Source organism: Mucilaginibacter gossypiicola, from assembly GCF_900110105.1.
GTDB classification, from domain to species: Bacteria; Bacteroidota; Bacteroidia; order Sphingobacteriales; family Sphingobacteriaceae; genus Mucilaginibacter; species Mucilaginibacter gossypiicola.
This window is the reverse complement of the sequence record NZ_FOCL01000001.1, coordinates 730338-747239: the sequence shown is the minus strand read 5'-3', so window position 1 is coordinate 747239 and position 16902 is coordinate 730338. Positions and strand designations below refer to the sequence as shown.

General features: G+C 42.5%; 16 protein-coding genes. 15 read left to right on the top strand and 1 reads right to left on the bottom strand.

The window, feature by feature from the left end; translation table 11 throughout:
- Positions 1 to 126 precede the first annotated feature (126 nt).
- Positions 127 to 924: an AraC family transcriptional regulator gene (locus tag BMX50_RS03015; RefSeq protein ID WP_091207445.1), complete on the top strand. Its 798-nt coding sequence runs from the start codon at positions 127 to 129 to the stop codon at positions 922 to 924.
- 19 nt (positions 925 to 943) lie between these two features.
- Here BMX50_RS03015 and mug read toward each other — a convergent pair whose 3' ends face one another.
- On the bottom strand, positions 944 to 1486 hold the full coding sequence (gene mug, locus BMX50_RS03010; RefSeq protein ID WP_091207442.1) for a G/U mismatch-specific DNA glycosylase: 543 nt from the start codon (positions 1484 to 1486) through the stop codon (positions 944 to 946).
- A 316-nt stretch (positions 1487 to 1802) separates the two neighbouring features.
- Between mug and BMX50_RS03005 the strand changes: the two genes are divergently transcribed.
- The 14 genes from BMX50_RS03005 to BMX50_RS02945 all read left to right on the top strand — a co-directional run bounded on the left by BMX50_RS03005 (position 1803) and on the right by BMX50_RS02945 (position 16900).
- Entirely contained in the window at positions 1803 to 2315 is a 513-nt protein-coding gene (locus tag BMX50_RS03005; protein WP_091207439.1) for a hypothetical protein, read from the top strand.
- A gap of 218 nt (positions 2316 to 2533) precedes the next feature.
- On the top strand, positions 2534 to 3439 hold the full coding sequence (locus tag BMX50_RS03000; RefSeq protein WP_091207436.1) for an aldo/keto reductase: 906 nt from the start codon (positions 2534 to 2536) through the stop codon (positions 3437 to 3439).
- Positions 3440 to 3548: 109 nt separating this feature from the next.
- Positions 3549 to 3779: a hypothetical protein gene (locus BMX50_RS02995; protein WP_091207434.1), complete on the top strand. Its 231-nt coding sequence runs from the start codon at positions 3549 to 3551 to the stop codon at positions 3777 to 3779.
- 1 nt (position 3780) lies between these two features.
- Entirely contained in the window at positions 3781 to 5511 is a 1731-nt protein-coding gene (locus BMX50_RS34715) for a helix-turn-helix domain-containing protein (protein ID WP_208864629.1), read from the top strand.
- 21 nt (positions 5512 to 5532) lie between these two features.
- Positions 5533 to 7431 carry an FtsX-like permease family protein gene (locus BMX50_RS02990; RefSeq protein ID WP_208864628.1) on the top strand — a complete coding sequence of 633 codons (1899 nt, stop codon included), beginning with the start codon at positions 5533 to 5535 and terminating at the stop codon, positions 7429 to 7431.
- 145 nt (positions 7432 to 7576) lie between these two features.
- Entirely contained in the window at positions 7577 to 7957 is a 381-nt protein-coding gene (locus tag BMX50_RS02985) for a DoxX family membrane protein (protein WP_091207431.1), read from the top strand.
- A gap of 56 nt (positions 7958 to 8013) precedes the next feature.
- Positions 8014 to 8334 carry an ArsR/SmtB family transcription factor gene (locus BMX50_RS02980; RefSeq protein WP_091207429.1) on the top strand — a complete coding sequence of 107 codons (321 nt, stop codon included), beginning with the start codon at positions 8014 to 8016 and terminating at the stop codon, positions 8332 to 8334.
- Positions 8331 to 8834 (top strand): SRPBCC family protein, encoded by a 504-nt coding sequence (locus BMX50_RS02975; RefSeq protein ID WP_091207426.1) that lies wholly within the window; start codon positions 8331 to 8333, stop codon positions 8832 to 8834. The genes BMX50_RS02980 and BMX50_RS02975 overlap by 4 nt, the downstream gene beginning before the upstream one ends.
- A 2-nt stretch (positions 8835 to 8836) precedes the next feature.
- Positions 8837 to 9250 (top strand): SRPBCC family protein, encoded by a 414-nt coding sequence (locus tag BMX50_RS02970; RefSeq protein ID WP_091207423.1) that lies wholly within the window; start codon positions 8837 to 8839, stop codon positions 9248 to 9250.
- 199 nt (positions 9251 to 9449) lie between these two features.
- Positions 9450 to 9884 carry an energy transducer TonB gene (locus BMX50_RS02965; RefSeq protein WP_091207420.1) on the top strand — a complete coding sequence of 145 codons (435 nt, stop codon included), beginning with the start codon at positions 9450 to 9452 and terminating at the stop codon, positions 9882 to 9884.
- A 238-nt stretch (positions 9885 to 10122) separates the two neighbouring features.
- A complete protein-coding gene (locus BMX50_RS02960) occupies positions 10123 to 11058 on the top strand; it encodes an acetylxylan esterase (protein ID WP_244280829.1) in 936 nt (311 codons plus the stop codon).
- 251 nt (positions 11059 to 11309) lie between these two features.
- Positions 11310 to 13649: a GH92 family glycosyl hydrolase gene (locus BMX50_RS02955; RefSeq protein ID WP_091207414.1), complete on the top strand. Its 2340-nt coding sequence runs from the start codon at positions 11310 to 11312 to the stop codon at positions 13647 to 13649.
- 128 nt (positions 13650 to 13777) lie between these two features.
- Positions 13778 to 15472 carry an RICIN domain-containing protein gene (locus tag BMX50_RS02950; RefSeq protein WP_091207410.1) on the top strand — a complete coding sequence of 565 codons (1695 nt, stop codon included), beginning with the start codon at positions 13778 to 13780 and terminating at the stop codon, positions 15470 to 15472.
- 42 nt (positions 15473 to 15514) lie between these two features.
- Positions 15515 to 16900, top strand: a complete 1386-nt coding sequence (locus BMX50_RS02945) for an SGNH/GDSL hydrolase family protein (protein WP_091207408.1) — start codon at positions 15515 to 15517, stop codon at positions 16898 to 16900.
- Positions 16901 to 16902: the final 2 nt, after the last annotated feature.

Below are 16902 nucleotides of genomic sequence, written 5' to 3'. Positions count from 1 at the left end.
ATTGTTGTTTTGATTTGAATGTATCTGCCCCTGCAACGTAGGGGCGGATCATTCTTTTTTTGTTAATTTAAGGAAGGGCCTGGTAACTATCCGGGTTGGTTTCGGAGCCCGAAAAGTTTAGATAAAATGGGTACGATAGCGTCTCTTGAAGAAATTGAATTATTTGATGATTCGATATTTGTGATGCATGAAAAGTGCGAAAAGTTTATTCCTTTTCATATGCATAGTAAAAGCCAGCTAACTTATGTTGAAGGAGGGTTGGGATATGTCAGGTTCAGGGAAAAACTATATGTAATACCTGCAAGGCATTATTTTTGGATTCCGGCAGGTGTGGAGCATACATTCACAATAGGAAATCCCGCTACTAAATGCCGGACACTTTTTTTTCACACGTACGGTGATTCGCAAAATCAATTTTATAATAAAGTAGGTATCTACCCGGTAAACGATCTCCTTTTTCAAATGATAAAGTTCACCGAACAGTGGAACGGGCATAGTTTGCCTGATGATGAGCGATTTGTGTTTTTACAGAGCATCAAAAATATATTACCTCAATTAAGCAATCAGGCACTTTCTGTTGCTTTGCCATTTACCGAAAATGAACGGATGCTGAAGATCCTGGCTTACCTGGAAGATAACCTTTCTGAAAGCCATACGTTGCAAAGTATCAGCTCAAAATTTGGCGTTAGTGAACGAACCTTGTCGCGTTTTTTTCAGGCAACCTTAAATGTTTCTTTTCTCCAATACCTGAAATTATTAAGGATGGCTAAAGCATTCAGGCTTATTGTCGGAAATGAGCACTCTTTAGCTGATATCGCTTTTTTATGCGGTTATCAGAGCCTGTCGTCGTTTAGTAATACATTTTATCAGGTCACTAAAACGAGGCCGTCAGAACATTTATCAATGCCTAATAGCCTGGTTTAGTTGGCCAAAGAATTATAAATCAAGATCTATCAGCCTTTTCGGAAATTATCACAGGTTTTGTAACGGCTACATATAGCTCGCTATAATGAATCACAAGGTCATTAAGTGTAAAGCCTCTGTTTAAACCACTTGGATTAGGCAATACCCATACTTTTGCACCGCAAAAATCTTCGGGCTGATGTCCCCATGAAACCTGTTTTTTGCCCGAAAAGGCTATATAAGTAGGCTTACCTAAAAAAGCAATGTATTGGGGTTGATAAACGTTCATTTTGATTTTGAAGGCTTCAATTGCGTTTGCAAACTCGTGTTTGGAAAGCTCATCGGCACGTACGGTTGCCCTTTCTACGGCGGTGGTAAGGCCATAGCCGAAATCGAGAATTGTGGCATCATTAAGAGGCTCAATTTCATTTGGCGTAAAACCTGACAGATGTAATACTTTCCAGAAACGATTACTTCGGCCGGAAAAATGATGGCCATCCCATGCAGACTTTAAACCGGGGTTGATCCCGCAAAAAACAACTGTAAGGTTGTTGGCAATAAGATCAGTTAACAGAGGAATCATCGGATTGTGTTGAACTGTGCAAAGTTAAGGTAGCTTTCATATAAAGAGGGTACTAATCCGGTCAAATTTTATATAAAAAGCGCCAGGTAAAATACCACAGAAGCAAGTAAAAATACCATGGTGTTTATCCCTTTGCCAGTATCTTCGGCTTTGTGCATAAAGCAATGAAATGATTAAATATCATTTTAAAGTAAGAAAGGATGGTTGGCCGGAATCGTAAAAATATTGGCTTTTTTGGTGCTCGTAAGAAAACAAAACGTATCCAAATTTGCAATCAGAGAAGAGTGCATAACAACACCAAATTAAATTCAGGACTATGAAGGTTGAAACAAAATTCGTCATCGGGAATAAACAGGGGATTGATACGCTTGCCTTTGTTGCTGTAGCAACGGCACGGCAAAAATTTGCAGAGAAAATTTCTGCTCAGGAATTAGATGATTATATCAGCACAAACTTTAATCAGGATGTATTGATGACCGAGCTAAATAGCTTGTCCAATCAATATTTGATAGTTTATTTGGAGGGACAACCCGCTGGTTATGCCAGGGTAACATCAAAAGGTATGCGGCCTCAAATATTTGATGGGAAAACCTTGGCCCGGATAGCCGACTTCAACATACTGGATGAATATAATGATGAGGCTGTGATTAAATCATTGTTTGAAAAATGCCTTTCTCTTACTGCACGGCAACAGGCAACCTGGATAAACGAGTATGAGTTTGACCCTTTCCTGGCTTTTTTTGAGGCCTATGGATTTCAAAGAAGAAACGATATCGCCGTTTCGAAAGAATTGGTTCTGACGTCTGTTAGCCTGGTTAAAGAGAATTGATAGAATGTCATTTTAGGTACGGATAGATCTGTGATGATAAATGGTGGGTCTGGTGAAAAAAAATATCTGAAATTCAATTAGTTATATGTGATTTTCTGCCTTACTTTGTATTGCGGATTTGATAATATATAACAAGGTTAACTTATGAGTTTGGACGTTAAAAACAAACGCAGTTAGCCTGATAACCTAATGTAAATTACAATAGATATATTATAAAAATGAAAGCAATAAATAATTCAATCGGCATGCCAGCCCTCGGGTTTGGTACCCTGATCCCCGATGCTGATGAAACTATAAGTGCTACGAGAAACGCACTGAAAGCCGGGTTCCGGCATTTTGATTGTGCCGAACGTTACCGAAATGAACGTGAGGTTGGCAAAGCCTTACAGGAAGGACTTGCTGCCGAAGGTATAGCACGTGAAGATATTTTTGTTACCACTAAATTGTGGAACACTAATCATCGGCCCGACCGTGTTGAAGCAGCCTTTGAAGGGAGTATCGAAAGGTTGAGGCTCAACTACCTTGATCTTTATCTTATTCACACTCCGTTTGCGTTTCAGGCAGGAGAGGAGCAGGATCCGCGGGATGAGAATGGTAATGTTATCTATGACGATGGGGTAACACTGCTTGATACCTGGAGAGCAATGGAAAATCTTGTAGATAACGGCCGTTGCCATGCCATCGGATTATCTGACGTTACACTGGCCGAACTGAAACCGCTTTACGAGTTGGCGAGGATTAAACCGGCTGTAGTGCAGATAGAATCACATCCTTATTTACCGGAGACCGAACTCCTGGAGTTTTGCAAGGAGAGGGATATTGTATTTTTAGCTTTTGCACCATTAGGTCACGGAATAAAACCGGGCCCGCTTAAAGACCCTGTTGTTTTGTCGGTAGCTGCGCGCGTTGGTAAAACACCGGCACAGGTACTACTGGCCTGGGCGGTACAACGTGGAACCGCACTCCTTACCACGCCAAAAACCGAGGTGCGCGCGAAGGAGAATTTTGATATTTCCCCGCTGCCTGATGATGCGTTCAACGAAATCAACAACATTCAAACCCGGCAACGTTTCAATTCCGTGGTGAAAACCGGTGTTCCGGGTTTTATAGCCAGGGGTAATTGAATCAGAAACAATAATTTGTTGGGAAATTTAAAGGGCTGTTTTCATTAGTTCCCGTTATTTACCTACCTTGATTGTGCAATGAAAAAGGTTGGTTTATATTTTTAAGACAATGGCAAGTGTATTTAAGACTAAATATTGGGGGGATGAAATTCTAAAATCGTTTGCCAGCTTTTATGAAGGTGGGTTTTTCTTTGTTGATTTGGTTCTCGAAAGAAAAAATGGCTCGAATCCGAACAATCAAACGTTCGCTTTTATTACAGTAGCCTTGCCTGTAAAATCTTATTTGGCATATGTATCAATAAGTTATAAAGTTGGAATGGCCTTTGAAGCAGCATTTTAACTTGACCACATACAGCCTCCATATCACCCTTTATGATGTTGCGTTTTTGGCTGCGATATTTACCGGGCTCACGTTCAGTCTGCTGTTATGGTTTACCAAAAATATTAACTTCATTGCAAACCGTTTTCTCGCCATTGCTGTGCTAATCATTGTTTTGTGGATGGCCTGGGTTTTGGGAAATAGCATTGGACTGGATGTTTACGTCCCGCATTGGAGCCGGCTGCCATTCCGATTTTCGCTGGCGCTGGGCCCGTTCATCTATTTTTACGTGCTTAAGATAACTCAGCCGGGTTATAAATTACGCCTTACGGATTTGCTGCACTTTATCCCTTTGTTACTTCAACAATGCATTCTTGCGTGGGGGATTGGGGACAACATTAGCGTGGCAACTTATTATACACCAATCTTCCGGCAATTAGGCCTGATACTGAATATGGCGGCCTTCATTTCTGTGCTTACCTACTTGTATATTTCCTTCAGGCTGATTGAAAGCTATTACCAGCAGTTGAAATTCAATAACGTAAATGACCGCTACCGCAACCAAATGCGCTGGTTAAGCCGATTGATCAGGGCTTTTGGCCTTTTATGGTTATTATGGCTGCCATATACTGCTACGGATTATTTTTATTTCCATTATCAGTTAGGGATGCAAGCATATTATCCCTTGTATTTGCTGTTAGCCGGAATGATGATTTGGATAGCGGCGACAGCTCATTCAAAACCAGGCTCCTCAGTTATGGTGCAGGCCTCTCCGGTTTTCAAAACGCCGGTTTCGGCAGAGCTCAGGCAAAAAGGAGCCTGGCTTAGGAAGGTGATAGAGGCTAACAGGTATTACGAGGACGCAGAGCTGAATTTGACCTCACTTGCCGAAAAGCTTGGGCTCACGGTTCATGAACTATCCCGGATCATCAATGTAGCGCTCAAAAAAAACTTTAACGATTTTATCAACGAATATCGCGTGGCGGAAGTGATCTGTAAAATGCTGGATCCCGCTTTTGCCCATATAACCCTGCTTGGCATAGCACTGGAGTCTGGGTTTAATTCAAAATCATCCTTTAACCGCATTTTTAAACAACTGACGGGTAAAAGCCCTGCGGAATATAAAAACGAGCCCCAAAAAGAGTTCCCAAGTTATAACTTAAGACGACATGCGCAGTTTGCAAGGGTAATTTCGAAGCATGAAACCACAACTAAGTGGTCTTCCCCGAAATTAAACCGCAGTTATATGTTTAAAAATTATTTTAAAATCGCGTGGCGTAATATCACCCGTCATCAAAGTTACTCGGCCATTAACGTAGCTGGGTTGGCAGTGGGCATAGCCGCTTGCCTGCTTATATTTGTAGTTGTTCAATATGAGTTAAGCTTTGATACGTATCAACCCGGCTATAAAAGCACTTATCGCATTGTTACAAAAAAAGAGCGGGAGGGCAATATCAGGTATAGTGCCGGGATCTCAACGCCTGCTGTAGATGCTTTTCGCCTTTATTATCCGCAGGCTGTTGTTGCGGGTATCAATGCCATTTACGGTAGTCAAATTGTGGCCCAGGCTAATGGCAGCCCCGCCGGTGATAAAAAATTTGTTGAGAACACGGGTATCATGTTTGCCGAACCTCAGCTTTTCGACATTTTTTCAGCAACGTGGCTCGCCGGCAGTGCCTCAGCGTTAAGAGATCCCGATATGGTGGTCATAGATAAAAGCAGCGCCATAAAATATTTTGGTAACTGGCAATAGGCTGTAGGAAAAACACTCCGGATGGACAACCTGCTAACGCTGAAGGTTGCAGGTGTGATACAGGATCTTCCCTCAAATACCGACCTGCCGTTTAAAGTGTTGATTTCGTACGTTACCTGGAAAAAGAACCCCAAAAGCTACAATTACTCATATACCTGGGACGAAACCAGTAGCGATTGCCAGGTATATATAAAATTTCCTCCTAATGTGCTGCAAAGTACCGTCGAAGGTCAAATGCTCAGCTTTTCGGAAAAGCAATTTAATAGCAATAATAAACGCACAGCCAGGAAAAGATATGCCGTAGCACAGCCGCTATCAACTATCCACTTTGATACGAGCTTTGGAGGTACATTAGGGGATCATGTGACGAGCAGGTCTACGTTGCGCACGCTGTCGCTTATTGCAGTACTAATCGTCGTCATGGCTTCCATCAACTTTATTAATCTTTCAACTGCGCAATCTGTTGGCCGCTCTAAGGAGGTAGGCGTTCGCAAGGTGCTTGGGAGCAGCCGCAGGCAATTAATAGGTCTGGTAATGTGCGAAACGGCCATTATCGTATTGTTTTCAGCAGGGCTTGCAATAGGCGTGGCCGAAGTAGCTTTACCTTTGCTCAAACATATCGCCAGTGTTCCGGAGAGCATTGGCCTGTTCAATGCGGGTACAATGCTTTGCCTGGCTTTAGTAATAGTTGCTGTAGTTTTGCTTTCAGGAATATATCCGGCAATTATTGTATCCGGGTTTAAGCCTGTCCAGGCGCTGAAAAACAAGATTAATTCTGCCGCGGTTGGTGGTATATCGCTTCGCCGTGTGCTGGTAGTTACGCAGTTTGCCATTTCACAGTTGCTGATTATCGGAACAGCCATCGCCGTTAAACAAATGGATTTTGTAAACAATGCCGACCTTGGATTTAATAAAGAAGCGGTATTGGCCATCCCATGCCCGGCCGACAGCATAGGCTTATCGCGATTGAATAGCTTTAAGCAACAGGTACTCACATTACAAGGTGTAAAAGCGGCCAGTTTTTCGGCAGATGCACCATCTTCGTCGCATAATAATTCAAGCAATTTCTATTTTAATCATTCAGATAAAGATCCGGGCTTTGATGTTTTCATGAAAATAGCTGATGCAGATTATTTCAAAACATTTGGCCTCAGGTTTATAGCAGGCAGAGGCTATGCACCCGGCGATACCGCGCGCGAACTGGTGATTAATGAAACCATGGTACATAAACTCGGCATTAAAAACGCTAACGATGCTTTGGGTAAAACCCTAACCTTCGATAGTTACGGAAACCTGCCTATGGTAGGTGTTGTTGCCGACTTTAAAACAAATTCCATGCGCGAGGAGATTAAGCCGCTGGTGATGTATCCCTCAAAACAATCGGAGCAGCAGATAGCGATAAAAATTGAAGGCCCAAAATTTGCAAAAACGGTAGCATTGGTGCAAAGTGCCTGGGAGAAGAAATATCCCGAATACGCTTACACCGGCTTTTTTGTTGACGATAGTATTGCCAAATTTTATGAACAGGAGAATCAGCTCGAACTGATTTATAAAGTATTTGCGCTCATTGCGATTTTTATTTCCTGCCTCGGTTTATACGGCCTCGTGTCATTTATGGCGGTACAGCGTACCAGAGAGGTAGGGATCCGGAAGATATTAGGGGCATCAACAGGCAGTATCGTGTACCTGTTTTCGAAGGAATTTTTAGTGCTTATTGTTGTGGCATTTGTTATTGGAGCTCCTGTTGCCTGGTACCTGATGAACGGATGGTTACAAACATTTGCCTATCGTATTTCGCCGGGCCTGTGGGTTTTTGCGGCCGCTATTGCAACCTCTCTATTGATAGGTTGGTTCACTGTAGGCTACAAGGCCTTAAAAGCCGCTTTGGCAAATCCTGTAGATAGCTTACGGAATGAATAATTAGGTTGGCCCAATCGCAGAACACCGACAAACAGCTTGAATTTAAGGATGCTATCTTAAGTTTTTTAAAAATAAATTTGCGAAACTGATTGGTTGCGTATATATTTGCAATCAATCAGTTTCTTATTTTTAAATAAAACCAATTATGAAAAGTAAAATCCTCTTTGTTTTATGCCTGTTAACCGGGCTAATGTTTATTAATGCCGGCCTGAACAAATTCCTGAACTATATGCCGATGCCCAAAGATATGCCTGAAAAAATGGTGAAAGTAATGCAGGCGTATATGCAGATAGGCTGGCTTATGCCACTGGTTGGAGCAGCCGAGGTATTTGGTGGTCTATTATTGATTATTCCAAGAACAAGGGCGCTTGGTGCAGTTATACTTGTACCCATATTAACCGGTATTTTATTGTCCAATATCAGCATGGCCCCATCAGGTTTGCCTATTGTGTTGGTATTGATTGCCATTGTAATTTGGGTAATCATTGACAATTGGGAAAAGTACCTTCCCATGATCAGGAAATAATTTTTTGTTAATGACACCGGTTAGCCGACTTTAACCGGTATGTAAAAGCTACCTCAATGAGAAGGGACATTTTTCAGGCTGTTGCCGATCCTACGCGGAGGGCAATCATAGCGTTGATTGCATTACAGGCCATGACGCCCAATGCTATAGCCGAACATTTTGATACCACCCGGCAGGCTATTTCCAAGCACCTGAAGGTTTTAACCGAATGTGAGCTGGTAAAACAAGAGCATCAGGGCCGGGAGATTTATTATCTATTGGAGATTGACAAAATGAAAGAAATAGACAAATGGCTGGAGCAATTTCGCAAAATTTGGGAAACCCGGTTTGCACAACTCGATAACCTTTTAGCAACCTTAAAAAAAACACATAAATGAAAAACAACTTGTATTTCGATTTTATTGCCGACAAAGTGAAAAATACGCTGACTATTAAGCGTGAGTTTTTGGCCGACAGGCCGTTGGTTTGGGACTGTTATACTAAAAGTGAATTGCTCGACCAATGGTTTGCGCCTGCGCCTTTAACTACCAAAACCAAATCAATGGATTTTAGTGAAGGTGGACGTTGGCATTATGCCATGGTTGAACCCAATGGTACAGAGTACTGGGGGTTAACAGAATATGTTAAAATACAGCCAATTGATTATTATACAGCATTAGATGCTTTTAGTAATGCAGATGGAGAAATTAATAAAGACTTGCCACGTGCCGAGTGGTTGGTAAATTTTACCGATAAAGGGGAAAACGCTTTGGTGGAAACCATTGTTACCTATAAATCGCTTTCTGATTTGGAAACGGTTATCCAGATGGGTATGGAACAAGGCATGATGGCAACCCTTGAAAAATTGGATCAGTTATTACTAACCTTAAAAAAATAAAAATGAGCAACAAAATCACTGTTACAGCTACAGTAAATGCCGGTGTAAAAAAAGTGTGGGATTATTATACCAATCCTGAGCATATAACAAAATGGAACTTTGCCGATCCATCATGGCAATGCCCTTCTGCATCAAATGACATGCGGGTAGGGGGCAAGTACTCGGCAAGGATGGAGGCCAAAGACGGAAGCTTCGGTTTTGACTTTGAAGCTACTTATGATGAAGTTATTGACGGCGAAAAGTTTACTTACACCATGCCAAACGGCAGGCAGGCCTCTGTTGCTTTCAAGGCAAATGGCAACGAAACCGAGGTTGAAGTAACATTTGACCCGGAAGACCAAAATTCACTTGAAATGCAAAAAAACGGCTGGCAGGCTATATTAAACAACTTCAAAAAATATACTGAAGAAAACTAAAGAAAAGCTCACCAGGCTTTTTATAAGTTCGTGAGGGGGCTATGCAACAAGAAGGCCGGATACGGAAAGTATCAGGCCTTCTTGTTGCTGATAGGTATTAACAGTATCTATTGTTTCATGTTTGTTTCTCAATAAATGGCTCAGTTATTTAATGACTTAAGCTTAACAGAAACATGGAATTTTTTATAATATTGTTTTCATGAAGAAAACCCTAATCCTTTTATTTTTAGCTTGTGTGTCTTATCAGGTAAGCGCTCAAAAATCAATAAATATTGCTGATACAATCGTAGCTGGTAGTATCGAAAAAAGCTGCCCCGGTGGCTTTGAAGCCTTCAAGTTGTACATCAAAAAAAATGTTCGCGTGCCTGCCATCGCATTTGAAAATCACAAGGTAGGTACAACTTATGTAAGTTTTATTATTGAGCCAGATGGAAGTGTAAGTCATGTCTGTACAATTTTTGCCGCCGGTAGCGGTATGGATGAAGAAGTAGTTAGGGCGATTAGTAACTCGAAAAACTGGTCACCGGTAGTTATTGATAATAATCCAGTAAGATCTTTTTGTCGGGCTGGCGTGCAATTCTTTGCTGATTTTAATAAGAATTCCATGTGGGTAGATGCCAAACAAATTGATTGAGATAGATTATTTAGATGCAGGCCTGTTTTTTTAAGGTTCTAATATTTCATGTCAGCATTGTTACACGGAGTACACTGGCCGTTTAATAAATTGTAGCGGTCAATTATTTTGTATTATGTTGTTTAAAATCAAAGTGCTCTGCTTTAGCATTGTCTTGTCGTTATGTTCAATGCTTTCATTTGCGCAGCAAATAAATTATCCTCCTGTCGAAAAAGTAGCGGCTGATTTTAAAAAGCTCTTGGAAAGGCCCCGTGTGCCGTTAAATCCTTCTTTCACAATAATTAAAACAGATTCGGTTATTATAGAGCATGGTTTTATTTACAGCGAAAAGGATGAACGGGTACCTATCCTGATTTACAAACCGGTTACCGGCGCAAAACCATATCCAGCCGTAGTTTTTTTGCACGGCACCGGCGGTAAAAAAGAAGATAACAAAAAAATGTTATACCAGTTAGCTAAAAGAGGGATCATGGGTGTGGCTATTGATGCCCGCTTTCACGGCGAACGTATTGCCGGAGGAGCGCATGGATCAAAGGAATATGTAGCTGCAGCTATTGCTGCCTGGGAAAATAAGGATCAGGCCCATCAAGCCCATCCATTTTTGTTTGATACGGCTTTTGATTTGTGGAGGGTAACCGATTACCTGGTAAGCAGGCCCGACGTTGATGCCAACCGGATCGGTATGGGCGGTATATCTATGGGTGGGATGGAAACATGGCTTGCAGCATCCGTAGATAAGCGCATAAAAGTAGTTGTACTGGATATCGCGGTGCAAAGCTTCAAATGGTCATTAGATAATGATAAATGGCAGGGACGTGCAGGTACAATTCACGGAGCGCATCTGCAGGCAGCCAAAGATCTTGGCGATTCAGTGTTAAATAAACGTAATGTACAAGCTGTGTGGAATAAACTATTACCTGGTATCACTGGTGAATTCGACTGTCCGTCAATGTTGCGATTGATAGCTCCCCGCGCCATGTTGGTTTTAAGTACAGAGAATGATTCTAATTGCCCATTGCCTGGCGCAAATATAGCCTACGCATCGGCTATGCAGGCATATGCATCAGAAAACGCCGCTGATAAGATCATGCGCGACGTAGCACCGAAACTACCCCATACTTCTACCCCCGTACATTTTGAAATGACTCTGGATTGGTTTGCCAGGTGGCTGTAGTTATAGTATTGTAATTGTCAGCATGAGTAATGCCCCCTTTTATTCCAAAAAATAAAAAGCAACAAAAATTTGCTAAATCGATTTTATTACATAATTTGGTTGCGTAATAACCAATTAACAAATAACGGTCACGTTTTTAAATTCTGAAGCTTTATCTGTCATAAAAAACTTACGTTAAATAAAGTTTTTTCCGATAATAAATCACAGTTTCGGCATGCCAGATTTTAAACAACGATACCGGTACTACTATTATGAACGCAACTACGTTTCCTGTATTAAAAAAATATTTAATAGCCGTATTTACTACGGGTTTGTCACTTGGTTCAGCAACAGTGCTGAAGGCTCAAAGCGCGGCATCGTACGTTAATCCATTTATAGGTGCCAGCACCAGTGCCGATGGAGCAGGCGTTTATCATGGCTTAGGTAAAACTTTTCCGGGAGCAGCTACACCTTACGGTTTGGTGCAGCTTAGCCCTAATACTATAACGGGCGGCGATAACGGCTCCGGCTACAGTTATGAGCATAAAAGTATTGAAGGTTTTGCTTTCACCCAAATGAGCGGCATTGGCTGGTATGGCGATTTAGGAAACTTTTTGGTAATGCCATCAACTGGCACGCTAAAAACAAGTGCCGGTAAAATAGGTACTACCGGATTGGGATACCGTTCCGCTTATGATAAAAGCAGTGAAAAAGCATCTGCAGGTTATTATAGTGTGCAGTTAACCGATAATAATATCAAAGCCGAGGCTACAGCCGCTCCTCACAGCGGTATGCTGCGCTTTACTTTTCCTCAAAATAAACAATCGCGTATCCAGGTAGATCTGGCCCGCAGGGTAGGAGGAACATCAACACTGCAATACGTTAAAGTGGTTGATGATCACACCATTGAAGGTTTTATGAAATGTACGCCAGATGGCGGGGGCTGGGGCAATGGGGATGGCAAGGCCGATTATACAGTATATTTCTATGCACAATTCAGCAAACCACTAAAGAGCTACGGCGTTTGGAGTGCCGATATCCCCGACGATTGGAGCCGCAAACTGGATGATGTAACCAGCGATAAATACCAGGAGCGTTTAGCTAAAGCTGAAGTATTGAAGGGCCTGAAGGAAAAACAAGGCAAGCATCTTGGGTTTTATACCGAGTTTGCAACCAAAGCCAATGAGCAGGTATTGCTTAAATCAGGTATTTCATTTGTGAGTATTGCGGGTGCCAAAGCCAATTTACAAGCCGAAATTAAAGACTGGAATTTCGACGCCGTGCACCAACACACTGTTGACTTATGGAATAACGCTTTATCAAAAGTAAGTATTCAGGGTGGTACCGCTGAGCAAAAAACGGTGTTTTATACCGCGCTATATCACACCATGATCGATCCGCGGATTGTAAGCGATGTTACCGGGCAATATATGGGCGGCGATGGTAAGCTTCATCATACCACAACCTTTAAGAAGCGCACTATTTTTAGCGGATGGGATGTTTTCAGGAGCCAGATGCCTTTACAAACTATTATTAACCCTTCGCTGGTTAATGACCTGGTTAATTCGCTGGTGACGCTTGCCAATGAAAAAAATAAGGATTACCTGGAACGTTGGGAGTTATTAAACGCTTATAGCGGTTGTATGCTTGGTAACCCGGCGGTAGCTGTTATGGCCGATGCGTATGCCAAAGGCATTCGTAACTATAATATCCCCGATGCTTATAAATTAGCTGTGAGTACCGTTGAAAAATTTGGGAATGGCGATAAAGGCTTTACTCCTGGCGGCGGTGGCATAAGTTATACGCTTGAGTACGCCTATAACGATTGGTGCGTTGCACAGCTGGCAAAAGCGCTTAATAAAACACAGGACGTCAAAAAATACGGCGAAAGGGGAGAAGCCTTTAAAAACATCTTTGACGCGGATAAAGGTTGGTTCCGCCCGAAAGATAGTACCGGTAATTGGCTGCCTTGGCCTGCAGAAGGACGTATTAAACAGTGGTATGGCTGTGTAGAGAGTAACCCTTATCAGCAGGGCTGGTTTGTACCTCAGGATGTTAACGGAATGGCCAAATTGATGGGCGGGCGCGAGAAAGTAATAGCCGACCTGAATAATCTTTTTGAAAAAACACCTGATAACATGATGTGGAACGATTACTACAATCACTCAAATGAGCCTGTACACCACGTTCCATTTTTATATAACAGGTTGGGCGCTCCATGGCTTACCCAGAAATGGACCCGTGAGATCTGCCGCCGGGCATATAAAAACTCGGTAGAGGGCCTGGTAGGCAATGAAGATGTAGGACAAATGTCGGCATGGTATGTGTTGGCAGCCAGTGGTTTGCATCCTGTTTGTCCGGGTGATACCAGGCAAGAGATCACCAGTCCGGTATTCAATAAAGTAACCTTGCGGCTCGACCCTAAGTATGCAAAAGGGAAATCGTTTACCATCATCGCCAATAATAATTCGGCAAAAAACATTTACATACAAGGAGCAAAGCTTAACGGTAAAGCCTATAACAAATGCTATATCGATTATAAGGATATCGCTGCAGGCGGCACGCTTGAGTTAAGCATGGGCGCAGCGCCGAATAAAAACTGGGGAATCTGATAATTTAAGAAAAAAAGAAAGGTAAGGGGCGGGTGATTTTTTATGTTTAATTGCTAAATCGATTTTATAATTAATTGATTTTACAACACTAACCAAACATCAAACCAAATTATAAACCAAACCAAATTATGAAAACAAACCTTTTTACCTGTGCTTTTGCGGCTATGGTCTTGCTGGTATCATGCAGCAAACAAACTGCCGTTAAGTATCCCAAGCCCTTTGTACGTACTGATTCAATTCAATTGGCCAGCGGATCGCCGGTAAGCTCTTATGGTACCTTTTTTATCACCAATGTTTTGAGCGGAAAAGCTATTGAAATCAATAGCAGCGGCATGCTTAATGACGGCACCGGTGCACAGCAAAATCAATACTCGGGCAGCGGTACAGCCACTGCGCCTAATCAAAAATGGATAATTGTGCAACAAGGCAGCGGTGCTATAACCAGTACTACTAAGTTCAAGATCATGAATGTGGCCAGTGGCAAGTATCTGGAGGTGCCGCTGGCAACAACTAATCCGGGTACAGGATTGTGGCAGGATAAGGCCAATACCAATAACGCCCAGCAATGGTATATTCAATCTGTAAGCGCCGGTGTATATAAAATTATTAATGTAGGTAATGGCCTGGCAGCTACTAATCACGGTTCATCTACCACTAATGGCACTCCTATAACGCAGGAGACTTTTGTAGCCGGTAATACGGCACAAACCTGGCTGCTTAACGGGCTTGCGGCTGAGGCTTACCGCGATGATGATGTGGTGAACTTTTTTCACCGTACTAATGGCACCGTGGCCTTTGACGAGGGAAAAAGTATCCCGCTTACCTACGGTGCTAATAACGGAAAAGTTCTTTGGATAACCGAAGATGCCTATGAGTCATCGCAACTTCAAAGCAACGGGCAATTATATTGCCAGTTTTTTAAATATCATAATTCGGCCTTGTTACAGCCGGCCAGCCACAGTTGGGACCAATCCCTCACGCCCAATATTACTACCACCAACTCGCCGGTTAACAGTATGGAGATCATCGAAAGCCCCGGCGATCATAATTCAACTTACCGCTGGCCTGGAGCCGGTATTGAGGCTGGCAATCATGTTTATCTCTACACTTTTGAATCAGCCAACGGATCTACGCCCGAAAACCAGGTACTTTATGATCTCACGCAAAATACAGCAGGACTAAATTGGGGCACAGCGGCCCGTATCACACCTGCGGGCATGTCAGGACAAACAGAAACAGGCTTTTCAAACGGCATGGTTAAAAACGTAAGCAATGATTCTGTATATGTTTACGGAAGCAAAAGCGTTTACTTCAATACGTCTAACGTGTTCCTGGCCCGTTTCCCTGTAAGTAATCCGGCTAACTGGTCGTTTTGGACGGGCTCTTCATGGTCATCAACGCGTACAACGGCCTCTGCTGCAGCTGTAACTGTGGGCGCAAGCAACACTACTCAGCAAAATGTGATCATATCAAAAGTGAATAACAAATACGTAATGATGCAGATGGACCTGGGTTATTTTTGTGATCCAGCGAGTCATAACATTTATATCTCAACAGCCGATAGCCCTAAGGGGCCTTTCACCGCGCCTAAAATGGTTTTCACCATTAATGATGTTTACCAGGGGCATTTGGCTAAGTATTATACCCCGGCCATCCATGCCGAGTTTACAAACGGGCATAACGAATTGCTTGTTACCTATTGCCTAAATTATAATGGTGACGGTGGCAGTTGCAGTACCACCACCTGCGTAAACAATAACCAGGATCCTAACTTTTACCAGGTAAAAGCGGTGAGGATTCCGTATAGTTTAGTGGGCCTATAGTTTGAATTTATTTTTTGCTGAACACATTATAATTAACAGTTAATGAAAAAGTTGATTTTATTATTAGTACTAATAGCAGCGCGGGGAGCAGTAATTGCCCAAAATATTGCGCCTTTTCGCGCCGGAGACCGGGTGGCCTTTGTTGGCAACAGCATTACCGATGGGGGCCATTACCATTCATACATTTGGCTGTATTACATGACCCGTTTCCCAAACATGCGGATAACCTGCTACAACGCGGGGATTGGGGGCGATGTAGTTGGGCAGATCAACGATCGTTTTGAGGATGATGTGTTCAGCAAAAAACCTAATGTTTTAACACTTACCTGGGGTATGAATGATACCGGCTATTTTGAATGGTACCGTGCCGATGCGCAAGACTTTATGGATAAAAAGATCCAGGGTTCATACGATAATTATGCACTGTTGGAAAACAAACTTAAGCAACATCCGGAGATTCGTAAGATCTTTATTTTAGGTTCGCCTTATGACGAAGCCAGCAAGTTCACTACCAAGAATATCTACCCCAAAAAAAGCGCTGCTTTTTCAAAAGTGATAGATTTCCAGCGCGATGCTGCTAAAAAGAATAATTGGGGGTATGTCGATTTTTTTCATCCTATGACCGAGATCAACCTGCGCGAACAGGCCAAAGATTCAACATTTAGTTTAACCCCTAATGACAGGGTGCACCCCGATAATGATGGGCACCTGGTAATGGCTTACCTGTTTTTAAGAGCCCAGGGTTTCAGTAATAAAGTGGTGGCCGATGTTGCTGTAGATGCTAAAAGTAAAAAGGCAATTAAAGCGGTTAATTGCAAGATAACCAATGTGGTATATGCGAAAGATTCGGTGTCGTTCAATTATCTTGCAAACTCATTGCCTTACCCCATAGATACTATTCCCCGTGGTTGGGGAAACCGCAAAAAGCAAGCTGATGCCCTTAATGTTGTGCCATTTATCAAAGAAATGAACCAGGAGTTGCTTGCTGTTAAAGGATTAAAAACAGCCAATTATGATGTTCTTATTGATGGTGAAAAAATGGGCAACTGGTCGGCTGAGCAATTAAGTGGGGGTATCAACCTGGCAGAGATCACAATCGCGCCGCAATACCAGCAGGCTATCCAGATCCGGGAGTTGAATGAGGAACGCTGGGATATTGAAAGGCGCATCCGCATGTATGTTTGGATGCAGTTCGACTTTTTGAAAGGTAAAGGTTTGTTATTTCACGATACCAATGCTGCCATGGATACCGTCAGCAAGTATGCCAAAAAAGACATTTTTGTAAACGGTAACAAGGATAATTACACCCGTGCCCGCTACAAAAGCCTGCGCGACGCATGGCAAAAGGAAATGGATGTACTTACCGATCAGATCTACGCTATAAACAAACCACAGAATCATCGTATTACTATCATAGCCTCAAAATAAAA

What these genes read in the sequence shown, in the direction of transcription:
- BMX50_RS03015 (WP_091207445.1), top strand. Translation starts at nt 127, where the DNA reads ATGGGTACGATAGCGTCTCTTGAAGAAATTGAATTATTTGATGATTCG.
- mug (WP_091207442.1), bottom strand. Translation starts at nt 1,486, where the DNA reads ATGATTCCTCTGTTAACTGATCTTATTGCCAACAACCTTACAGTTGTT.
- BMX50_RS03005 (WP_091207439.1), top strand. Translation starts at nt 1,803, where the DNA reads ATGAAGGTTGAAACAAAATTCGTCATCGGGAATAAACAGGGGATTGAT.
- BMX50_RS03000 (WP_091207436.1), top strand. Translation starts at nt 2,534, where the DNA reads ATGAAAGCAATAAATAATTCAATCGGCATGCCAGCCCTCGGGTTTGGT.
- BMX50_RS02995 (WP_091207434.1), top strand. Translation starts at nt 3,549, where the DNA reads ATGGCAAGTGTATTTAAGACTAAATATTGGGGGGATGAAATTCTAAAA.
- BMX50_RS02990 (WP_208864628.1), top strand. Translation starts at nt 5,533, where the DNA reads ATGGACAACCTGCTAACGCTGAAGGTTGCAGGTGTGATACAGGATCTT.
- BMX50_RS02985 (WP_091207431.1), top strand. Translation starts at nt 7,577, where the DNA reads ATGAAAAGTAAAATCCTCTTTGTTTTATGCCTGTTAACCGGGCTAATG.
- BMX50_RS02980 (WP_091207429.1), top strand. Translation starts at nt 8,014, where the DNA reads ATGAGAAGGGACATTTTTCAGGCTGTTGCCGATCCTACGCGGAGGGCA.
- BMX50_RS02975 (WP_091207426.1), top strand. Translation starts at nt 8,331, where the DNA reads ATGAAAAACAACTTGTATTTCGATTTTATTGCCGACAAAGTGAAAAAT.
- BMX50_RS02970 (WP_091207423.1), top strand. Translation starts at nt 8,837, where the DNA reads ATGAGCAACAAAATCACTGTTACAGCTACAGTAAATGCCGGTGTAAAA.
- BMX50_RS02965 (WP_091207420.1), top strand. Translation starts at nt 9,450, where the DNA reads ATGAAGAAAACCCTAATCCTTTTATTTTTAGCTTGTGTGTCTTATCAG.
- BMX50_RS02955 (WP_091207414.1), top strand. Translation starts at nt 11,310, where the DNA reads ATGAACGCAACTACGTTTCCTGTATTAAAAAAATATTTAATAGCCGTA.
- BMX50_RS02950 (WP_091207410.1), top strand. Translation starts at nt 13,778, where the DNA reads ATGAAAACAAACCTTTTTACCTGTGCTTTTGCGGCTATGGTCTTGCTG.
- BMX50_RS02945 (WP_091207408.1), top strand. Translation starts at nt 15,515, where the DNA reads ATGAAAAAGTTGATTTTATTATTAGTACTAATAGCAGCGCGGGGAGCA.